This window comes from Carnobacterium iners (genome assembly GCF_900177385.1).
Taxonomy (GTDB): Bacteria; Bacillota; Bacilli; order Lactobacillales; family Carnobacteriaceae; genus Carnobacterium_A; species Carnobacterium_A iners.
Genome location: NZ_FXBJ01000002.1, coordinates 153,724 through 176,337 on the forward strand (window position 1 = coordinate 153,724; position 22,614 = coordinate 176,337).

General features: G+C 33.9%; 18 protein-coding genes and 1 pseudogene. 9 read left to right on the forward strand and 10 right to left on the reverse strand.

Features of this window, described 5'->3' with window-relative positions; genetic code table 11:
* Window positions 1–279 precede the first annotated feature (279 nt).
* From B9Y54_RS13010 to B9Y54_RS00950, 7 genes and pseudogenes are all read right to left on the reverse strand, one after another.
* Window positions 280–1,322, reverse strand: a pseudogene (locus B9Y54_RS13010) (IS4 family transposase).
* A gap of 786 nt (window positions 1,323–2,108) precedes the next feature.
* On the reverse strand, window positions 2,109–2,867 hold the full coding sequence (locus B9Y54_RS00925) for a MurR/RpiR family transcriptional regulator (protein WP_085558560.1): 759 nt from the start codon (window positions 2,865–2,867) through the stop codon (window positions 2,109–2,111).
* A 78-nt stretch (window positions 2,868–2,945) separates the two neighbouring features.
* Window positions 2,946–4,304: a class II fumarate hydratase gene (locus B9Y54_RS00930; RefSeq protein ID WP_085558561.1), complete on the reverse strand. Its 1,359-nt coding sequence runs from the start codon at window positions 4,302–4,304 to the stop codon at window positions 2,946–2,948.
* Complete coding sequence (locus tag B9Y54_RS00935) at window positions 4,304–5,479, reverse strand: NAD(P)-dependent malic enzyme (RefSeq protein WP_085560470.1); 1,176 nt, start codon at window positions 5,477–5,479, stop codon at window positions 4,304–4,306. Before B9Y54_RS00935 ends, B9Y54_RS00930 begins: the two co-directional genes overlap by 1 nt.
* Window positions 5,480–5,571: 92 nt before the next feature.
* The gene (locus B9Y54_RS00940) at window positions 5,572–6,960 is read right to left on the reverse strand and encodes a class-II fumarase/aspartase family protein (RefSeq protein WP_085558562.1); all 1,389 of its coding nucleotides are present in this window, start codon (window positions 6,958–6,960) and stop codon (window positions 5,572–5,574) included.
* 37 nt (window positions 6,961–6,997) lie between these two features.
* Window positions 6,998–8,554, reverse strand: coding sequence for a PTS transporter subunit EIIC (locus tag B9Y54_RS00945; RefSeq protein ID WP_085558563.1), 1,557 nt, complete (start codon window positions 8,552–8,554; stop codon window positions 6,998–7,000).
* Window positions 8,555–9,445: 891 nt separating this feature from the next.
* Window positions 9,446–10,765, reverse strand: a complete 1,320-nt coding sequence (locus B9Y54_RS00950; RefSeq protein WP_085558564.1) for an IS1380 family transposase — start codon at window positions 10,763–10,765, stop codon at window positions 9,446–9,448.
* 486 nt (window positions 10,766–11,251) lie between these two features.
* On the opposite strand from B9Y54_RS00950, the gene trpD reads away from it, so the two are divergent.
* The 9 genes from trpD (at window position 11,252) to B9Y54_RS00995 (ending at window position 19,439) form a co-directional block, all read left to right on the forward strand.
* Complete coding sequence (gene trpD / locus B9Y54_RS00955; protein ID WP_085558565.1) at window positions 11,252–12,265, forward strand: anthranilate phosphoribosyltransferase; 1,014 nt, start codon at window positions 11,252–11,254, stop codon at window positions 12,263–12,265.
* Window positions 12,266–13,060 (forward strand): indole-3-glycerol phosphate synthase TrpC, encoded by a 795-nt coding sequence (gene trpC, locus B9Y54_RS00960; protein ID WP_085558566.1) that lies wholly within the window; start codon window positions 12,266–12,268, stop codon window positions 13,058–13,060. It begins immediately after the preceding gene.
* Window positions 13,050–13,658 carry a phosphoribosylanthranilate isomerase gene (locus B9Y54_RS00965; RefSeq protein ID WP_085558567.1) on the forward strand — a complete coding sequence of 203 codons (609 nt, stop codon included), beginning with the start codon at window positions 13,050–13,052 and terminating at the stop codon, window positions 13,656–13,658. Before trpC ends, B9Y54_RS00965 begins: the two co-directional genes overlap by 11 nt.
* Window positions 13,655–14,851, forward strand: coding sequence for a tryptophan synthase subunit beta (trpB, locus tag B9Y54_RS00970; protein ID WP_085558568.1), 1,197 nt, complete (start codon window positions 13,655–13,657; stop codon window positions 14,849–14,851). Before B9Y54_RS00965 ends, trpB begins: the two co-directional genes overlap by 4 nt.
* A complete protein-coding gene (gene trpA / locus B9Y54_RS00975) occupies window positions 14,844–15,620 on the forward strand; it encodes a tryptophan synthase subunit alpha (RefSeq protein ID WP_085558569.1) in 777 nt (258 codons plus the stop codon). The genes trpB and trpA overlap by 8 nt, the downstream gene beginning before the upstream one ends.
* Window positions 15,617–16,078 (forward strand): PTS sugar transporter subunit IIA, encoded by a 462-nt coding sequence (locus tag B9Y54_RS00980; protein WP_085558570.1) that lies wholly within the window; start codon window positions 15,617–15,619, stop codon window positions 16,076–16,078. Before trpA ends, B9Y54_RS00980 begins: the two co-directional genes overlap by 4 nt.
* Window positions 16,071–16,349 carry a PTS sugar transporter subunit IIB gene (locus B9Y54_RS00985; protein WP_085558571.1) on the forward strand — a complete coding sequence of 93 codons (279 nt, stop codon included), beginning with the start codon at window positions 16,071–16,073 and terminating at the stop codon, window positions 16,347–16,349. The genes B9Y54_RS00980 and B9Y54_RS00985 overlap by 8 nt, the downstream gene beginning before the upstream one ends.
* A gap of 13 nt (window positions 16,350–16,362) precedes the next feature.
* The gene (locus B9Y54_RS00990; RefSeq protein WP_085558572.1) at window positions 16,363–17,640 is read left to right on the forward strand and encodes a PTS ascorbate transporter subunit IIC; all 1,278 of its coding nucleotides are present in this window, start codon (window positions 16,363–16,365) and stop codon (window positions 17,638–17,640) included.
* A gap of 479 nt (window positions 17,641–18,119) precedes the next feature.
* Window positions 18,120–19,439, forward strand: a complete 1,320-nt coding sequence (locus B9Y54_RS00995; RefSeq protein ID WP_085558573.1) for an MATE family efflux transporter — start codon at window positions 18,120–18,122, stop codon at window positions 19,437–19,439.
* A 183-nt stretch (window positions 19,440–19,622) separates the two neighbouring features.
* Here the strand turns inward: B9Y54_RS00995 and B9Y54_RS01000 are convergent, their stop codons facing one another.
* From B9Y54_RS01000 to B9Y54_RS01010, 3 genes are all read right to left on the reverse strand, one after another.
* A complete protein-coding gene (locus B9Y54_RS01000; RefSeq protein WP_085558574.1) occupies window positions 19,623–20,612 on the reverse strand; it encodes a tRNA dihydrouridine synthase in 990 nt (329 codons plus the stop codon).
* A gap of 236 nt (window positions 20,613–20,848) precedes the next feature.
* Window positions 20,849–21,577 (reverse strand): HIRAN domain-containing protein, encoded by a 729-nt coding sequence (locus B9Y54_RS01005; RefSeq protein WP_085558575.1) that lies wholly within the window; start codon window positions 21,575–21,577, stop codon window positions 20,849–20,851.
* Entirely contained in the window at window positions 21,571–22,428 is an 858-nt protein-coding gene (locus tag B9Y54_RS01010) for a HipA domain-containing protein (RefSeq protein WP_085558576.1), read from the reverse strand. The genes B9Y54_RS01005 and B9Y54_RS01010 overlap by 7 nt, the downstream gene beginning before the upstream one ends.
* Window positions 22,429–22,614 lie beyond the last annotated feature (186 nt).

Below are 22,614 nucleotides of genomic sequence, written 5' to 3' on the forward strand. Positions count from 1 at the left end.
TCCGAATCACTTTCATTTAATAAACGGAAAACTTTCATTATTTTTAATTTAGACATAGAAAATTCAATGTCTGATTGCTCATGGTACTTCACCACTACTGGTCATAAGTAATCTTGAGTAACTTCGTTGTATTCTGAAAAAAGACAAAAAAAGGAGTACTTACGTAAAAGACAACTATTTCCAGAAAAATTTACTTGTTTAACTGATTCCATTACCGATTGACACTCTTTCTTTAAAAATCTAAGTCGGTATCAAAAAGTTAAACCATTCTTCTGTCGGTTAAAATAATAGATAACAAAAAAATCGTTTGATTTGAAAAATTGACCGTTTACTTTTTGTTTTTAACTTGATTAAATAATTTAATAGACTGGTAATCATAGCTAAAACCAATTGATTAACAAATGCTTATTCACTTCTCAAAATTTTTTTTAATCATCACATGTTGTTTAATAGGCTTGAAGAACAGCTTTATTTGCCAATGTACTTTTTACATTTCTGCAATGCCAGTAGATATTCAGTCAAAGCGATTAGTAATAACTCGGAGAGTTCGCCCCTTTTTATCTTGAACGGTTACTAAACGAAATCTTGCCGTTAGATGGTTCTGAGCACCTAATGTGACCATTTTGTCGCTGATAGCGAAATCCCTGTTAGAGGGTACTAATGGTTCTAAAATATGAACTTTTGTATTCTTTTTGATTCTTTTCACAATGAAGTAGCCCTACTAGTGCATCTTATCTAACCGTTCAAAATCAAGGTAACCGCGATCAAACACATAAGTCGCTTCAGGTTGATTAACCACTACTTTCAACTGATTTATATCGTGTTCGACCATGTTAGTCAGTGTAAATTCCTCTGGGTAAAGATGGTCATTATCCATAAAGCAGAGTTTCAAGTTAAGCTTAACTGGTGACTTTGTTTTACGAAAATTAGCCCACTGATAAAAATTTTGATTAAGTGAAAACGTCGAAGAATCAATTAGATAGAGACTATTTCGTTTCATTACTGGTCTTTTATTCTTAGCCTGACTAATAGCTAAAAGAAGCTCTGAATCTATTTTTGAGAGAGTTCCGGAGAGCAGGGAATAACAGATACTAGTCATGCCCATTTCTTTTTGACGTTCTTTCGAAACAAAGGTCGCTTCCACTTCTCTGAGACTTTCTTTTTCGTCGTTGATTCCATAAAGAAAAAATTGAAGAGCTCGAGAGAAACTAAGTTTATTATGGTATTTATCAAAGCCAATTTTTTGAATAGGCCTTGGTAAATGATCTAACTTAATGAAAAAAACATTTATTAAAAACAAAATTTATTTTGTACTTATTCATGAATTTAGTCCTTTTTATTGGTCTTGGATGAGTTATCTAAGTTCAGTATAAAGGACTTTTTTGTCTATTGAAATAATATAAACAAATTTATACAATATATAATTTTTCATGCAACACTAATGATTATCCATATAAATTTAGCTCCTTTTTCACTGCAGTTGTCAACTAATAGTATACCCTATTCCTAGATTTTTTTATCCTTTTTTAGTGTAACCTTTCCTTTGAGCTTTTTCTTCTTTTCTACAAATTCATCTAATATTTTATAAAAAAAGCTCAAAAATCAGTAAACTGATTTTTGAGCTTTTAATTAGTTTAAGACTGCCTCATTTTCCATAAGATACTCAGTTTCAAACTCATCCAATAATAGTTGAACTTCAGCTGTTGTCTAGTTTTCAATAATTGGACACGTAGTACACTAGCTCCTTTAAATTTAAAGGAGCCGATGAAGTTGTTTAAAGATATACGTATCTATTTTTGAAAATTGATCAAATAAATCTAAATAAGTTCTGAATAAATCTAGCAATCCTTTTGGTCCATGCTCTCTTAGCTCTTTTTCAAAAAAAATGAATTATAGAAAATTCCACCTCCTATCATCACGTCATTAATCCATAATTTTCAGCTTTAAATAAATTTTAAGCGGTAGAAAAAGACCAACTATGTAGGAGCATAAATATAGACGAATGTTCGTTTCTGTTAAATAGTATATCTACAATCCGTAATTTTTTGAGTTTAATTTCACTAAAAAAAGTCTATTATTCCAAGTCTTTCAACTGTATATTTAAATAATCATTTTCTGTTAGAATTTATTATCTGTTCTTTAATAGTCCCTACTACTAAATCAACTAATAGAAAGAAACCTATACGTGAAATTGAATCATCATGTTTTGTATCGATATCATCCGCATATGAGTATAGTTTCAGATTTGCATATGATGATAATACATTAGATTGGAAAGAAGTTAAACTGATAATTTTCGCTTTTTTCATGTGAACTTTTCGAGCAGTGTCAATGATTTTTTTTGTATTTCCCGATAAAGAAATTAATATTATAACATCATCTTCTGTAACTAAATTAGTGAAAGATTCCGATAAATTATAATCCTTGATAAAAAAACAGTGAATACCCATAGAAAATAACAAATGTTCCATATAGTGTCCGACAGCTTTACTAGTTCCTCTAGCCATAATAAAAATGTTTCGCGCTTGCAAAACTTCTTGTGCACATCGGGTTAAATTGTTATCTGACACTAAAGAAAAAGTTTTTTCTATACTTTGCTTTCTGTTTTCACGAATTGATTGTTTTTCATTTTTAGGAGCAGAAGCTTTTTCTCTTAATTGATGATTTATATAGTATTTCAATTCTTTAAAACCACTAAATTCTAATTTTTGAGAAAGATTAACAATGATTGTTTTAGAAACAAAAGCTAAATCGGCTAGTTGATTAATTGTAAGATAGGGGATTTCTTCAATATGACTAATAATATAAGTAAGTGCTTTTTTTTCACTCTCAGTTAAGTCATCGTAGTTATCTATAAACTTTAGCATCTTAAAACATCCTTTTTTTAGATAAGGCTATTATATCATATCTGCCTATCCCAAATCCTACTAATTTTAACTAAAAAATTAAATCATCGATTTTGGATTCAACCAATTATCTAATTCTTCAATAGTAGCATAACCTAATGATAATGCCGACTCTCTTAAGGATTGATTTTCTGACAGTGCTTTCTTAGCAATCTCTGCAGCTTTCTCATAGCCAATATATGGAGTAAAAGCAGTTACTAACATTAAAGATTCACTTACATATTCTGTCATTTTTTCTTCATTGACACTAATCCCTTTCAAACACTTCTCCCTGAATGACTGCATTCCATCAGTTAATAGTGTTACCGTCTGAAGAAAATTATAGATTAGTACAGGTTTATAAACGTTTAACTCAAAGTTTCCCTGGCTTGCAGCTATTTGAATAGTTGTATCGTTCCCCATTACTTGGGTAGTTATCATCGTCAATGCTTCTGCTTGCGTTGGATTTATTTTCCCTGGCATTATTGAACTTCCAGGCTCATTACTGGGTAAAGTCAGCTCCGCCAATCCGTTACGTGGACCACTCGCTAACCAACGAATATCATTGGCAATCTTCATTAAATCACTAGCTAAGGCACGCAAAGCTCCATGAACAAAAGATATTGGCTGGTGACTGGTTAAAGCAAAAAATTTGTTCGATTCACTAATAAAAGGAATCCCTAATGACTTCTCTAATTCTTGACATATTTTTATTCCAAAATTATCTGGAGCATTAAGCCCAGTTCCTACTGCTGTACCTCCTATTGCTAGTTTCAGTAGTGAATCACTACTGAGCTGGATAGCACTTCGACTATTTTCAATCATACCTTTCCATCCGCTCACTTCTTGTCCAAATGTTACTGGAGTAGCATCTTGCATATGGGTTCGGCCTATTTTGATAACATTCGCATACTGTCTCTCCATATCGGTCAATTGTTTCAACCACTTTTCAATTTCCGGAATAAGCCGAGTTTTTACTTGACTTATAGCAGCAATGTGCATAGCCGTTGGAAATACATCATTGGAACTCTGAGAGAGATTCACATGATCATTGGGGTGGATGTCATTATCAGATGAAGCTAAATGAGCGATTACTTCATTCACATTCATATTTGTTTGCGTGCCACTACCCGTCTGCCATAAACATAAAGGAAAATGCTTTGCGTAACCATTTAAATCATTTAATAACAAAGAACAAGCATCCTGTATCCTGACTGATCGTTCGATAGAAAGTTTTTTTTCATTTTCATTAACTACTGCACATATTTTTTTCACTTGAATCAAAGCTTCAATCAATGATAAGGGCATTTTTTCAGTTCCTATATGAAAATTTTCCAAGCTGCGTTGTGTTTGTGCTCCCCAAAAAACTTCTTTCGGAACATTAATTTCTCCCATTGAATCTTTTTCTATTCTATTCATTAAATTTGATTCACCCCAGTTTCTTTTGCAGCCTGTGCTACATATTGAGCAACCTTTTCTACTACTGCTTTATTTAAGGCATCCGGAATAATATATTCCTCAGACAACTCTTCGTCCTGAACCATATCTGCAATCGCATAAGCGGCTGCTATTTTCATTTCATGATTGATGGTTGAAGCTCTCACAGAAAGAGCTCCTTTAAATATCCCAGGAAAAACCAATACATTATTGATTTGATTAGGAGAATCAGAACGACCTGTACCCATAATCCTGACACCAGCCTTTTTCGCATCTTCATACATAATTTCCGGAACTGGATTTGCCATTGCAAACACAATTGGATCATTCGCCATGGACTCAATCATTTCTTTGCTAACTATCCTACCAATTGAAACACCGATAAAAACATCCGCATCTTTTAATGCTTCACTTAGATAACCTTGGATACCTCTTGGATTAGTTTTTTCCATCAAGTTTTTTTTATGTGGATCTAATGGAATAATCCTATTGTCTGCCAAAATACCGTTTTCATCACAAACTATAATATCTTTTACACCCATTTGCATCAGCAAATAAATGATAGCTGTACCAGCAGCACCAGGACCATTTAAAACTACTCTTAAATCACCAATTTTTTTACCAATCAAACGTAAGCTATTTAAAATCCCAGCAGTCACCACTATGGCAGTCCCGTGCTGATCATCGTGGAAAACTGGTATAGGTAATAAATCATCTAATCTTTTTTCAATTTCAAAACAGCGTGGTGAAGAAATATCTTCTAAATTAATACCGCCAAAAGTAGGAGAAATATTTTTTATAGTTTGAATAATTTTTTGTGAATCTTTTGTGTCCAAACACACAGGAAAAGCATTTATTCCAGCAAACTCTTTAAAAAGAATTGCCTTTCCCTCCATTACTGGCATAGAAGCTTCTGGACCAATATCCCCCAAACCCAAAACGGCTGTTCCATCAGTTATAACCGCGACTAAATTTCCTTTAGAGGTATAGCGATAAACGTCTGAAGGATTTTCAGCAATTTTTCTACAAGGTTCGGCAACTCCTGGAGTATACGCTAAACCCAAATTTTTTCTAGTATCAATGGATACCTTACTTTCAACCGATATTTTTCCTTTTTTTGCCTCATGTAAAGCTAAACTTTCTTCATTATTATCCATTTGTTTCTCACCTTTCATTCTTTTCTTATCTTAGTAAATAGAAAGAGACCTCTTTTTTATTACTACAGAGGACTCTTCTAACATTTTATTGTTTAATTTTGTATTACTTTGCTATGGTAGTAGTTTTCAATTTCTTTAGATATCTCCTTCGCACGTTTAGCCTCTTTTTCTGCAATTTCAATAGATAAGCCAATATAGTTACTTGGATTAATCATATTACGTACTTCTTCTTCCGTAAATTCTTTAGTAATCAAATCATTAGCCATCAGATTTGTATAGAAATCTTCACCTTCATTTGCTGTCTTCATAGCAATTTCATACATCAAGGAGTGGGACTGATCTTTGCCCAGCTTCGTTGCTAATTCCATCATCACGTTCTCAGTATTGTCTAGACCTTTATTTCTCCATACATTGTGCAGCATGCGTTCACGATGTGGCACCATAGTTCGTGTTAATTCCTCAGTTCGAAGCAGGACTTCAGTTGCTAGCTCCATTGCTTCTTCTAATATACCATCGAATAGCATATAACTACTGCTATCTCCTTCATAAGGTCGCACGGATGAATACATTCCAATGCCCGGTAAAGAATATAATTTTTGCGAATTTGCAACAATCCCTTTTGCAAGTTTTGGATTAATTTTATGTGGCATTGTACTACTTCCTACTGTACCCTTACTGAAACCTTCAGAAATTTCAGCAATTTCTTCTAATGTTGTACTATAAACTTCTTCACCAATTTTATGACAAATATTAGCCATTAAAGCTAAATTCATCATATACTCGATTTTATGTGTACTAATATTTCGTGAAGCAACTTCCATCGGATACATTCCAGTCAATTCAGCAACTCGTTTCTGAACAGATGGACCTACTTCTGGCATCGAACTAAAAGTACCTACTGCGCCACCCATCATAATTTTAAAAATACGTTTTTCTACTTCTTGCATTCTTTCGTAACATTCGATAAATTCGCTAATCCATACAGAAACTTTATAACCATACGTAATCGGAGTTGCATGACGACCATGAGTGCGACCTGCCATAACAGCATCTTTATTATCCTCGGCTAGTTTACTTAGATTTCCCAGGATCTCACCAATTAATTGCATGTACTTATGATGAACCTGTTTCACCATATACAATTGTGAACTTTGCTGAATATTTTGGGTAGTGATTCCATAGTGGACATATTTGCCACTTTCTTCCGGACAGGCTTTAACTAAAACTTTCAAAAACGGTACAAATCCATGACCAATCTTCCGGTAAATCCGATCCATTTCTTTGAAGTCGATATTTTCTATTTTAGCTGCCTCTTTAATATCTTTAGCTGCTTCTTTGGGAATAAACCCAGCTTCAGCTTGTGCTTCGGCTAAAGCTGATTCAAATAATAACCAAGTTTTATATTTCTCTTCATCAGAAAATAAATGTTTAATCCCTCTATCATCCATTGTCTTACTTTTGGAATCATATAATGCTCTCATTTTCTTATTCCTCCTAAAAACATATTTCTAATCAGTACTATACCAATGCAAGATCTACTGCATTTCGGACAAACTCCACTTGAGGACCATATACGATATGAATATGCTTATCAGCTGGGAAAAAGAATCCCGTACAGCCTGATTTTTCCAAAAGATTTTTATCAACTACACTCACGTCTTTAATATCAATCCTCAAACGTGTAATACAATTCTCTACATTTTCAATGTTACTTCTTCCGCCTAAAGCTTCTATGACTATATCTGCAATCTCATCGTATCTTTTTTCTCTAATCAAGGTATTATCCAAATTTTGAGATTCCTCTCGTCCAGGTGTCTTAATATCATACTTCAAAATTGCCCACTTGAATATGAAATACGTAACAGTACCCAGACCTGTTCCAATTAAAACTAAGAAAATCCAGTTGGTTTTTTCATATAATAATCCAAAAATAGCAAAGTCAAAAATAGTTCCACGTATATACCCAATACCGACATTGGCTAAGGACAATAACACCGCGCCTAAACCTACAATACCCGCATAAAGCACAAACAATAACGGTGCAATAAATACAAAGGTAAATTCTAGTGGTTCCGTAACATTTCCTAACATGGCAGTTAATACCATGGTGATTAACATCGATTTAACTACTACCTTATTTTCTTTTCGAGTAGTCTTGTACATTGCCAAAGCAATTGCTGGAAATAAGAATAACGTTACTAACATTTGTTGTTGAGCCATAAAACGAGTTAAATCCGGCATCATAGACCAGTATTGACTATTAGGTCCTTGATTGAATAATACTTCATTCATAGCAGGCACAACACCTACAAAAGTTTCACCATCAATTACATAAGATCCACCCGCTTCAGTGAAACGGAACAGTGCATTCCATACATGGTGTAAACCAAACGGTATAAACAAACGTTCTCCTGCTGCAGTAAAGAAAGGTCCCATCGTGCTTAGGAATACAAATGATAATTTCATTAATCCTCCAACAAATACTTCCCAAACGAATGGCAATAAAGCTCCAATAGAAACCATTATACCAATCGTAATAATTGACACGGATTTCTTTCCAGAGAAGAAAGCAAAGGCTGTAGGCAGTTCCAAATTATAAAACTTATCAGTTGCCCATGCTCCAATTAATCCTGTAATAATTCCGCCTGCCGCACTAATATTCATTGTTTGAATACCTAAAACGTTAATTTGTCCAACCTGAGTCATAATTTCGGGATCCGCCATTTTTCCAGTTAACGTTAACCAAACATTCATCGTTATAATTAATGTTAGGTAACCTGTAACTGCAGCAAAAACAGATATTCCTTTATCTTTTTTACTCATCCCGTAAGCAACACCCATCGCAAATAACAAAGGAATATTATCAAAGATAACACTAGCAATGGTACGCATACTAATTAAAAGTGCATTAATATTTTCGTTTCCCAAAAAAGCAAATCGCTCAATCATATACGGTTGCACAAATGCTCCACTAATTCCTAAAATCATACCAACCGGTGCTAATACACCAATTGGCAATAATAGTGTTCGTCCAAATTTTTGAACTGAATCACTAAATTTTTTCTTTTTAGCCATTTAAACCACTCCTTTTCTTTAAGACAAACACAGCTTATCACTGTTACTTAAAATATAAAAGCGCCTTCATTTTATATTTTATGGCATAGGTCACATCTTATGACCTATGTCCTACAGGAAATAGATTTTTCTACTTAATTTGATTGATTCATACTTTTATCAGAATATTAAATAATTTATACTTATGCTACTCATACAACTCTCTTCTTTAAAAAGGAGTAAATAGATTGCTCTAAGTTGGGTAGTAAAATCCGAAGAGAAAAGAACAGCATTAATTTCTTCAAGCTAAGTATTAATCTATGACTCTTTTTACTTTTTAATTTGTCATGACATACTTAGTTTCAAAATTCTTTTGTTTTTGGAATCAACTCCCAGTGAGCATTTATCTTAATCATCTCTGTATTCGTACACAAACGAATACGTTAGATAAAGATATGTTCATCTACACTAATAACTCCTAGTCTGATTAGTATTAGGTACTGTGTTGGTTACTATGAATCCTACCTATCTTTATCCTATATTAAGAACAAATTACTTTAAACTATCATTTCTATTAAAAGACACTGATTTTCTTTACCTAACGCGATCTATTGATTTTCGCACAGAGTTTACCTAACCTTGTTAGGTTTTTAAATATTAATTATTATCAAAACACTTCAGTTGACAATTTTAAATATCGTGTTAAAGCCTGAATAATTCATACCTTTAATTTTTTGTTGTTTTTAATCAATTAACACACTTTTTTCAAATTTTTTTCAAATTAACGTTTAATAGTTTTACTTTTTGGTACTTAATTCATTTATTTATTGGTTTCTCATTAAGAAAGTACGAATTTTGGGCATAGTTGGTCCTTGGTTTTGATTGGTTTTTTTAAAAAAAATTAAGGAGTTTTTAAATATAATGCCGAATCCTTTGGATTCGATTAAAGACGGCATAAAACTCCGCTTGATAAACATGCGAACTAGAAATTTTTAGATACATTTCTCTCGCAGTACTCACTAGTTTGCCAGCTACTTTGAATAAGCGAAGACGAATCGTATTAATTTGAAGTCCTTTATAATTTTTATCAAAACAAGTTGTACGCAAAAAATTGATTAGGTTGTATGCAAGGACACTTATCATCATACGTGCATGATTTTCAATAAATTTAGGGCTATCTGTCTTATCAAAATAGAAACCATTTTTTGCTTCTTTAATGTAGTTTTCCATAGCACCACGCTTTTTATACGTCTTAAAAACTTGTTTTGATGAAATATTTTCTGAAAAATTTGTGACAATAAACGTATGCTTGAAAAGTAATTCACCCATTTCTCGAATGGATTGAATGCATACTCTACGCGGTTTAGACCAAGACGCTGCTTGATAGGAAACGGAATAATAGTATTCTTCTTTTTCATTCCAAGGATAATTATCGTCGTAATACACAAACTCTTCTGCTAATCGGTATAAATTATTATTATGTTTTAGGCGAATGACAAAGTTTGACCCATATTCTTCGCATAACTCATAAATATCAGGTGTTGCAAATCCACTATCTCCACGCACTAAAATATCTGTCGTAGGGACTGCTCGATTGTAATGATCTAATAACGGTTCAAGAAACCCTTTAACTCCTTTAGACGTGTATTGATTTCCTGAACGAAGTTTAGCTTTTAAAAAATCGCCCGTTAATCCATCGAATGCGACTAATGGATGATAACCGTTTGTTCGATAGTGGGCATTATAATCTGTTTGTTCCTGAATACCGAAGGTATCAGAGTGTGTAGAATCCAAATCAATAATCATATTCATATCATTGCGAACAAATCTCGCTTGGTCAATTAATGTTTGATTAAAGGTTTGTAAATCATTAATCGTTTGGTCTGTAATGCGATCAAGAAACCGAGAGATAGTCGGTTGAGAAGCCAAACACTCTTCTTGTAATAGAGTTTGTAATACTGGATCATATTGTAAGATAGTCGCAGACGAATCAGCTTTATAGCCAGCAATTAGTTGAAGAATTAGTTGTTTTAAAATTTTATGGTTAGTGTGTTTCCAATAGCGACGATTTTCATTATATGAAATGAGTTTTTTTGACAATTCTTCAAAATGAAAAGTATCCATTAATTCATCAACTAAAATTAATCCTGAATCACTCGATAAACGACCACCTGTATGAGAGACATATAAATGGTTATTGAATTTCATTGCTTTTTCTTGTAAAGTAATCATTGAGAGAACCCCTTTCTATTGGTTGGTTGTGATGATATAACCATAGCAGAAAGGGGTTCTTTTTTCATCACCTAATGGGTGATAAAGCAAATTAGTTTAAACGCTGTAAAATCAACATCGATTAGTATTTTTAGAAAAGCTATGAATTATTCAGGTAAAGTTATGAATAATTAAATTATTAATATACAAACCAATGATACAGAGATAAAAATAAGAAAAGAACTTACAGAGAGTTTGGTGTGGTGTGAACCAAGCAGTTACTGCTTATTAAATGGACCGTAGAGGGCGCAATGAAAGATTGTCTTTGTAATCGAGTATAATGTGACGTTATGACTTACGTTAGTAGTCAGGAATATGTTAGTATTTCGTAGAGATTATGGCTTTGCCATAAATTGGGGTGGTACCACGGGTTTATTTACTCGTCCTTAACAGTTTATTCTGTTAAGGGCGAGTTTTTTTGTTTTTAAAAATGAAAGGAGATTCATAATGATTAAGGAAGCCATTGTAAAGCTTACAAATAAAGAAAACTTATCTTATCAAATGGCAGAAGAAGTTATGGATGAAATAATGAAGGGATCTGTTACTGACCTTCAAATAGGAGCTTACCTCGTTGCTCTATCCATGAAAGGCGAAACCATTGTTGAAATCACTGCATCGGCAAAAGGGATGAGAAACCACGCCGTTAAATTATTACATGACTTAACTGTTTTAGAAATCGTAGGTACTGGTGGAGATAAATCGAATTCCTTTAACATATCAACGACATCAGCCATAGTTGTTGCCGCAGCTGGTGTTTTAGTTGCAAAACATGGAAACAGAGCCGCTTCCAGTAAAAGTGGCGCAGCAGATGTACTGGAAGCATTAGGTGTGGCTATTTCAATTCCAGTAGAAAAGAGTAAAAAAATATTAGAAGAAATTGGTTTATGTTTCCTATTTGCACAAACCTATCACTCAGCAATGAAGCATGTTGCACCAGTAAGAAAAGAACTTGCCATTCGTGCCATCTTCAACATATTAGGGCCTTTATCGAATCCGGCAGGAGCCAGCATGCAGCTAATGGGTGTTTACGACGAAATGCTTGTTGAGCCACTTGCAGAAGTTCTTTTAAGACTTGGCGTTAAAAAAGCTATGGTCGTGTATGGAAAAGATGGTCTTGATGAAATTTCTATGAGTGCGTCAACAAAGGTCTGTGAAATAAGAGATGGTTGGTTCAAAACATACGATATAAATCCAGAAGAGTTGGGCTTTACTCTTCGTAAAAAAGAAGATTTAGTAGGTGGTACTCCCAAGGAAAATGCCGCTATTACACTTGGTATTTTAAATGGTGAAAAAGGTCCAAAAAGAGATACCGTTGTCTTAAATTCTGCTGCTGCTCTTTATCTTTCAAAAGATGATTTAACTTTGCAAGAAGCCATTCATGAAATAGAATATATCATCGACAGTGGCAAGGCTCTTAAAAAATTAAATGATTTCATTCGTCTTTCAAATGAGGTGTTGTAAATGATTTTAGAAGAATTATCAACTTACGCAAAGGTACGCGTTGCTGCGGATAAAAAAGTGCTCTCTTTAAAAGACTTAAAGATAAAAGTAAATCATTTGCCTAAAGGCGATTTCCGCTTTGAAAACGCACTTAAAAGAAAGTCAATTGCCATTATCTGTGAAGTGAAAAAGGCCTCTCCTTCAAAAGGAATCATCTCTGAGGATTTTCCTTTTGTGCGCATTGCAAAAGAATTCGAACATTCTGGTGCTGACTGCCTCTCTGTTCTTACCGAGCCAAAATGGTTTCTGGGAAGTGACGAGATATTGAAAGAAATAAGATCAGCTGTCACTCTACCCATTCTCAGAAAAGACTTTACAATTGATGACTATCAAATTTATCAGGCAAAATTGTTAGGAGCAGACGCTATTTTATTAATTTGTTCCCTACTAGACACACCGGTTTTAAAACATTATCTTGCTATTTGTAATCAGCTCGGTCTATCCGCACTTGTTGAAGCTCATAATAAAGATGAAATAATTTCAGCCATAGCAGCTGGTGCTAGGATGATTGGAGTAAACAATAGAAATTTAAAAGATTTTACAGTTGATCTATCTAATTCTGTAAATCTTAGAAACACTATTCCAAAGGATATCTTATTTGTAGCAGAAAGCGGCATTCTAACGGTAAATGATGCGATTAATCTTATAAAGATAGGTGCAGATGCACTTTTAATAGGAGAGGCTATGATGAAGTCTGAAGATAAAAAAGCCTTTATAGATGAAATTAAAAGAGAGGGTTCCATTTATGAAAATTAAAATTTGTGGTTTATCTAGAGAAAAAGATATTGAATATGCAAATCTAGCTATGCCTGATTTTATTGGCTTTATCATCAATTTTCCAAAAAGTCATAGAAGCATTACTTTCGAACAAGCAAAGAATTTAAAAAGTAAATTAAACCCCAAAATCAAAGCAGTAGGCGTCTTTGTAAATTTACCCTATCAAGCTGTCGCTAAGATTTGTAAAGAAAATACAATTGATATCGTTCAACTTCATGGAAAGGAAGATAATGGCTATATAGAAAATTTAAAAAGGCTTACGGATAAAAAAATCATTAAAGTTTTTATTGTCGATAAGGATTTTGATCCTATAAAAGCAGAAAATTCTCTCGCAGATTACATTTTATTTGATAGTGGGATGGGCAGTGGGAAAAGTTTCTCCATTGAACAGATAAGAAACATAAAGCGACCATTTTTTCTGGCAGGTGGTCTTTCTTCAGAAAATATCGAAGAAGCTACGGCTTTTATTCAACCTTTTAGTGTTGATCTATCGTCTGGTGTCGAAACGAATAAGACTAAAGATTTGAAAAAAATGATAGCTGCTGTAAAACAAACACATAGGAGGAAAATAGGATGACAGATACGGTAAAAAAAGGAAGATTTGGAATTCATGGAGGTCAATATATACCTGAAACACTTATGGGTACTCTTTCAGAATTAGAAACGGCTTATGACTATTATAAAAATAATGAGGATTTTCAAAATGAACTGAGTGAATTACTAAATGAATATGCCGGCAGACCCTCTAGACTTTATTATGCCGAAAAAATGACGAAGGACTTAGGTGGTGCAAAAATTTATCTTAAACGAGAAGATTTAAATCACACTGGTGCTCACAAAATTAATAATGTGCTTGGACAAGTTTTATTAGCGAAGAAAATGGGAAAAACTAGAGTCATAGCTGAAACAGGTGCTGGTCAACACGGCGTAGCAACTGCCACTGCCGCTGCGCTTTTCGGAATGGAATGCGAGATATTTATGGGCAAAGAAGACACAGAAAGACAGGCTCTTAACGTTTACAAAATGAAACTGCTAGGTGCATCTGTACATGAAGTTACCGCGGGTACAGCAACCTTAAAAGATGCCGTATCGGAAACGATGCGTGAGTGGACAAAACGTATTGATGACACTCATTATGTTCTTGGTTCTGTTGTAGGTCCGCACCCTTTCCCTACTATGGTAACGAACTTTCAAGCTGTCATCTCAAAAGAAATAAAAGAACAAATTCTTGAAAAAGAAAGTAGACTTCCCGATGCTATTATCGCCTGTGTAGGAGGCGGTTCAAATGCAATCGGCGCTTTTTATAACTTTATCCAAGATGAAGACGTTCGTCTAATCGGATGTGAAGCTGCTGGTGAAGGAGTAGATACACAAAGAACTGCTGCAAGTATTACAACCGGTAATGTCGGGATTTTCCATGGGATGAAGAGTTATTTCCGTCAAAATGAAGATGGTCAGATATCACCTGTCCACTCCATTTCAGCTGGTCTTGATTATCCAGGTGTCGGTCCTCAGCATAGTCACTTACATGATATTGGCAGAGCAGAATATGTTCCAGTAACCGACGAAGAATCCGTCGTTGCTTTTGAATATCTTTCAAAAATGGAAGGAATCATTCCAGCAATCGAAAGTGCTCATGCCATCGCATATACCATGAAATTTGCGCCTACCCTATCAAAAGATAAAATAATTGTGATAAATCTATCAGGACGTGGCGATAAAGATTGTGCTGCAATAGCTAGATATAGGGGGGAAGATGTTAATGAATAGAACGAAGCAAGCTTTTGAAAATGGTAAAGCCTTTATTCCCTTCATAACCTGTGGGGATCCAAACTTAGAAATCACTGAGAAACTCGTCTATGCCATGGAAGAAGCGGGAGCAGATTTAATAGAATTAGGTATTCCTTTTTCTGACCCCACAGCAGAAGGTCCTGTAATACAAGCTTCTAGTTTAAGAGCTTTTAAAAACGATATGACTACTGATAAAATTTTTGAGATGGTTAGAAAAGTCAGAAAGAACTCTCAAGTCCCTCTTGCATTTATGATCTATGCAAATGTCGTCTTTTCATATAATATCGAACGATTCATTAAAACTATGAAAGAAATAGGCGTTGATGCCTTGATTGTTCCTGATGTGCCTTTTGAAGAAAAAGATGAATTTTTAATGGCTTGTACTAAATATGAAATAGACTTCATTTCACTTATCGCCCCAACTTCCAAGGAAAGGGTTAATACAATCGCTAGCCAAGCAAAGGGATTCGTTTATTGTGTTTCTTCTTTAGGAGTAACGGGTACAAGAAATACTCTCTCTAATGATATTGGAGAAAGTATTGAAAGGATAAGAAAAAACAGTACCGTTCCTTGCGCTATTGGTTTTGGAATTTCAACTGTAGAACAAGCAAAAAAAATGGCTACTTTATCAGATGGCGTTATCGTCGGTTCAGCCATTGTAGAAATATGTGGCGAGTACGGAGAAAAATGCGTCCCTCATGTAAAGGATTTTGTCTTTCAAATGAAAGAAGCTATTAGAACACTATGACCCTATTATTAGATATATTGACACCAGAAATGATAGAAATCAATTATGAATGTAAAACACGCGATGAAGCAGTATCTTCAGCAGGTCGTCTACTTGTCAAAAAAGGTTATGCCAAAGAAAGCTACATCAATGCGATGATTAAAAACATCGCAAATAATGGCACCTATATCGTTATTGCGCCAGGCATTGCGATGCCTCACGCTAGACCTGAAGATGGAGTATTAGCTATTGGTTTGAGTATCGCCATCTTAAAAGAACCAGTAGTATTTGGACATCCGAAAAATGATCCCGTAAAAATTGTGGTCGGATTATGTGCAGTGGATCATCAATCTCACTTAAAAGCCTTATCTGAACTAGTGGACATACTTGGTAACGAAGAAAAGGTGAAAAATATAAAGGATGCAAAATCATCCGAGGAAATTATAGCTATTGTAAAAGGAGGAGCTAAAAATGATTAAAATTGTGACCGTTTGTGGAGCTGGAGTAGGAAGTAGCTTAATGATGCGCCTATTTTCGCAGCAAATTTTAGATGCTGAAGGAATTGAAGCCAATGTGGAAGCATCAGATATTAGTTCTGTGAATCCAGATAGTTATGATATTTTGATTACGACTTCTGATTTTGCAGATGCGCTACGTGATTCTTCAGCCCGTATTGTTCGAATTGATAATATGATGGATAAGCCTTACTTGAAAGGACAACTTTTAGAGACAATAAAAAACTTATCGTAAAAGGAGAAAAACTGTGGGACTATTTATGTACTTTATTACTACTATCTTAGGACAAGCTGTCTTTATTATTGGATTTGTAGTCCTAATAGGAATGATTGCTCAGAAAAAATTATGGTTTCAGATTCTTCCAAGTGTCATTAAAACGATGATTGGTTTTACAATGATCAATATAGGTGGGCAAACATTAGGTGTTGCCCTTCTCCCTTTACAACCAATGTTTTCTAAAATCTTTAACATTCAGGCAGTACCTACTGATATCGGTGCTGCTCAAACAGAAAGTTTATCAGAGATAGGGCCTGAAATGGCTCTGATATTTGCTTTTGGTTTCCTCGTGAATCTACTTCTTGCACGCTTTACGAAATGGAAATACGTTCACCTTTCAGCACATGTTTCCTTCTTTTATGCTGGATTAATCGCGGCTTTACTAAAATTCAATACCTCACTTGAACTTATACCCTTAGTCTTAATTGGATCACTTTTACTAGGATTTTATATGACGATAAGCTGTGCCTATGTTGCACCGCTCATGAAACACATCAAAGGTGGAGAAGGATTCACTCTTGCTCATTCCAGTTCAGTTGGACTTCTCATTTCTGCTGGTCTGGCAAAATTATTCGGAAACAAAGAAAATGATTTAGAGACGATGCATATACCAAAGCAATTTAATTTTTTAAGAGAAATGACTATTGCTCTTACTCTTGTTATGTCTCTCTTATTCTTATCTATTTCCCTTGTCGCAGGGGCTGGATGGGTCACTGAAAACATTAGCAATGGACAAGATGTTATTGTGTACTCTATCCTTCGCGGTGTTGAATTTGGTGTTTGGATTACTGTTATTCTTACTGGCGTACGAATGATGCTTTCAGAGATTATTCCAGCGTTTCATGGAATTACTACTAAACTTATCCCGGATTCAATTCCTGGATTAGATATCCCGCTATTATTTCCTCATTACCCTACTTCCGTTATCGTTGGCTTTCTTTCTAGTCTCGTCGCTGGATTAATGGGCATGCTCGTTTTAGGCTTATTTAATTATCCGATTGTTGTTTTCCCAGCTTTAATTCCAACATTCTTTACAGGCGCCATTACGGGTATTTTTGGTAATGCATTTGGTGGAAGAAGAGGCGCTCTGATTGGCTCTTTTGTAAATGGTTTAATCCTTATTTTTGGCCAAGCGTTTCTTTTACCAATGGTTGGAAGTTACGCCCCTATTATGCGTATCTTAAGTGAAACGGACTACGCGTTTTATGGACCACTTCTAGGTCTTCTGCTTAAAATGATAGGTGGATAATAAAGGCTATATAGTTGAATTCTTCTATATTACTACTTTCAATCGTTCCCAAAACAGCTGTTTTGGGAACTTCTTTTCGTACAAGATAAAATAGTCAAAAAATACTTTTATTATACTAGAAATACGCTCTTCTATCCTTATTTCAATTAAAAAATAGAAAGAATCACTACTGAAATAACAGTGTTTAACCATAAAATGACTTATCCTATTAGTTTAAAAATAGTGAATTGGAAAAAAAGAGCTCCTAACTATTCCGTTTGGAAACTAGATTTATTCAACTTTTTTGTTCGAATTTTATAATGAACTAGATTTAGGCTGTACTTGACCATCTATGGAACTTGTATTATACTATTTTGAAACGTAAAAATATAAACCTAAACTTCGCCACCGGGTGAAGTGTATAAGGTATTCTGCAGCATTCCATTAGGTCTTTGGAGGAATGTTATCAGAATACCTTTTTATTTTGAAAGGAGAAAAAAATGAAGCATTCAGTCCTTAAAAATTTTATTAAGTATACCAGTGTTAATATTCTAGGCATGATTGGTCTTTCTCTATACATCTTAGCGGATACCTACTTTGTTTCTAAAGCTTTGGGCTCAATAGGCATAGCCTCTCTGAATCTTTCAATCTCTATTTATAGTATCATACATGGTCTAGGTTTAATGATAGGGATTGGGGGGGCTACTAAATTCATTATATTAAAAGTACAAAAGAACGAGAACGCTACTCGTGTATTTTCCACCTCTTTAAAAATAGGACTTGCGATAGGGACACTATTAATCTTGATAGGTATTTTTGGCTCAAAGCGTTTAGCTATGAGTCTAGGAGCAGATAGTTTAACTCTACCATTAACGCAAACGTATCTGACTACAATTTTAATTTTCGCACCATTTTTTATAGTGAACAATATTTTATTAGCTTTTGTACGAAATGATAATAATCCAAATTTATCAATGATTGCCATGCTAGTCGGTAGTTTTTCAAATATTATTTTAGACTATGTATTTATATTCCCGCTTAATATGGGAATATTTGGTGCTGCTTTTGCAACCGGGCTGGCCCCAATTATAAGTATTTTAGTTTTGATGGTTCATTTCGCGCATAAGAATCATACGATTAAGTTGATCAGAAATAAATTTGAACTACATCTAGTTTACGATATTTTTAGTTTAGGACTGTCTTCATTTATTATTGAAGTCTCTTCAGCCGTTGCTTTGATTACTTTTAACATCGTTATTTTACGACTAGAAGGAAATGATGGGGTAGCAGCCTATGCCATTGTAGCAAATTTAGCTTTGGTAGTCATTGCAATTTTCACTGGATTAGCTCAAGGAGCCCAACCGTTAATAAGCAACTATTTTGGGCTAAAAGAATTGGATAAGCTTAAAAAAACACGTAAATATGCATTGGTTACAGCTTTTGTAATCGCGTTTGTAATCTACACTGTAACTATGGTATTTTCTGAAAGCTTCATCCAAATTTTTAATAGTGAAAACAATAGTCATGTTGCGCAAATGGCGGATATAGGGCTAAAATTTTATTTTCTTGGGTTTTTCTTTGCCGGTATAAACATTGTAACTACCATGGTCTTGAGTGCAACAGAAAACATTAGAGAAGCTCTATCCATCTCACTTTTACGAGGATTGATCCTTATTGTTCCTATCGTTCTAGTCGCGAGTTATTTTTGGACTATGACAGGTGTGTGGTTTGCATTTGTACTAACAGAATTGATTGTAACTGGGATAGTTATTTATTTAGATCGATTGAAAAATAAGTCAACCGTTAATCAAAAGAACTAAAAAATCAAAGAGATTTTAGTTCTTCTATAAGAAAAAAATAAATTCACCAATTACATTATTTCAACTATTTTAAAAAAGTATGGATATAAATTTTTGTATCCTTTATAAATCACCTCAAATGTGGCTTATATTGTTATACAAAAAAACCGAAGAAAATCAATATGATTTTCTTCGGTTTTTTTACTAATTTAATATTTTTTCGTTCTCCACAAGATACTTAGCTTCAAATTCGTCCAACAGGGCATGAACTTCAGCTGTTGTTTGAGTTTCCATTAATTGAACTCTTAAAGCACTTGCTCCTTTAAATTCACGGATGTAGATTTTAAAAAAGCGTCGCAGTGGCTTAAAAATACGTGTATCCGTTTCTGAAAACTGATCAAACAGATCTAAGTGCGTTCTGAATAAATCTAGCAATTCCTTTGGTCCATGCTCTCTTGGTTCTTTTTCAAAAGCAAATGGATTATGAAAAATTCCTCGTCCAATCATCACGCCATCAATCCCGTAACTTTCAGCTAGTTCCATGCCTGTTTTATAATCAGGAATGTCGCCATTAATCGTTATCAACGTCTGCGGTGCAATCTCATCACGTAGTTTTTTTATTTCTGGAATCAATTCCCAGTGCGCATCTACCTTACTCATCTCTCTTTTAGTGCGCAAGTGAATAGATAGATTAGCAATATCTTGTTTCAATAGATGAGTCAGCCAAGATTTGTATTCATCTACACTAGCCGCTCCTAATCTAGTCTTAACACTTACTGGAAGACCGCCTGCTTTGGCTGCTTCAATCAATTCCGCTGCAACTTCTGTCCGAAGAATCAATCCTGATCCTCTGCCATGTTTGAAAACATTAGGTACTGGGCAACCCATATTCAAATCTAGTCCACGAAATCCTAGTTCTGCCATACCAATACTCATCTCTCTGAAGAACTCAGGTTTATCTCCCCAGATATGAGCAACCATTGGCTGTTCGTCTTCTGTAAACGTTAAACGTCCACGGACACTTTCTTTACCTTCCGGGTGACAGTAACTTTCACTATTCGTAAACTCAGTAAAAAAAACATCGGGTTTTGCGGCTTTAGCAACGACATGGCGAAATACTACATCCGTCACATCTTCCATAGGTGCTAATACAAAAAATGGTCGCGGCAATTCTTGCCAAAAATTATCTTTCATTTTAAAATCCTTTCACATGACAAATTAAAAAAGCAGAATAAAATCTGCTTCTTATCTATTAATCTTTTGTTTTTATTTTAATTATCATAACAGAATAATGTAGTTTAATCTACAACTTTTTGGAAAGGTCAAGACCCTCTTGATTATGATTAGAAGCATATTTACTTGTTAATGAAAGTTAGCATAGTTGTCTATATTTTTAGTACCTGTAATAAAATTATTAACTTCAATTTATTTCAGCAATTTAATAAAACTTTTTCATGATAATCAGATAAAATCTTTTCATTCGCTAATCCTTTTATGAAAACTTTAACTTTATAATGAGATGGTGAATCTTCATTGAATTGGAATGTTAAATCATAATTCAATTTCTCCATTAAAATAGACTTAATAAAACTGGAATAAAAAGCGGGAACATATCCAATCTTATTTTTATTGTTTTTCAAAATATATACAGCATCTTGATCAAATTCATTATTTTCTTCAACTTCAAGTACTAGCTGATCCGATTGGCTTAATTTTTCTTTCTCTCCATGATATCTCCAGCCTCTAACAAAGAAGTCTAATTTAAACTGATGATTTGTATCATCAAATTGGATTGGCTGTACAAATTCATACAAATCTGAATTGACTGCACCTCCAGTAAGGCTTAACAAATCAAAGTCAGTACTGGTACCATTAATACCTAAATCACTTAAAACACTAACATAATCTTTTCTTTTCCTATCAGGTAGCCTTCTTGAAAAAGCGCTAAAAAGACTTTCAGAAAGATAAGTTTTATCAACATCTGGAAAGGTTGGGTGCAATCTATAGCCGTTTTCTAAAGCTTCTTCTAAACCTTTATTTATAGAATCAGTTTCATAGAAAAAAGAATATACTCCATCGGGATCTAAAGTCAAATTACCAATGTGAAACCAACTTCTAGTATTCACATCTTGCCATAAAAGGCACAGTTTATTTAACATAGTTTTTCTCCTCTCTCTAGCAAATTACTAATCGTTGAAATACGATAAATTATTAATTTGCTGACCAATTTTTTCCTTTCATTTGTCATTATATCTATTGGTATATCTTTGATACTCCTATATATTATATCATACGTACATTCTCTATACCTAGAAAAACACTTTCTGAAAAGCATTTCATTGTCTTTTATTAAAAATTTAAGTAATTCTTCAGATTTAGGTTTTCTCTTTCCATCTACAGTAAAAATTGATTTAGACTTATTTGTATATGCTTCAAAACGTTTCTTATCATTAAATAAATCTTTAACAGAAGCATCATCATATCCATTAAACATAGAAGATCCACAATCATATATTGGAGCCATAATTTTATTGTTTATTCTAGCTTTGCTTTCTAAAATTCCCCAATTTTCACAATGGCGATCTTGGTTAGCAATTAGATAATCAAATATACACATTGATACAAAATCATACTCTAAGCGAAAGCTTCGAACAATCTGTATAGCCGAATCTATTGTATAAGTCAGCAAGTTACCTATATCAAAATCTGGGCCAAAATAATCAACAGACTCTATATAATCAAAGTTACTGTACTTTTGTAAAAAAGATTTACTAATAATACCTTGACTATTATTATATATAGCAAATTCTGTTTTGGGCATATTAAGGTAAAAAACATTTGTACCTATTTTGTATGAAGCAACTTCTGCGTACATCTCCCCCACTATCTTTGGCTCTTTAAATAACCACTTGCTCTTATTTTCACATTTAGATTCAATTAACCATTTTTTCTCTCTTGTCCCTGTAGTCCAAGCTTCGTCTATCTCCCAATCAGAAACATCAATTATCAAATAAACCCCACCTCAAAAACAGTTTCTATGATACTAAATATATCATAGATAAAGACATAAATCATAATTCCCCATTAAATATATTTATACTATGCCAACATTTTTCTAGCTTGCATCAGTCTCTGGTAATAAAGCGTTTGGTCATATTTACAATAGTAATCTCAACTTTTAAGAGACGTAGTAAAT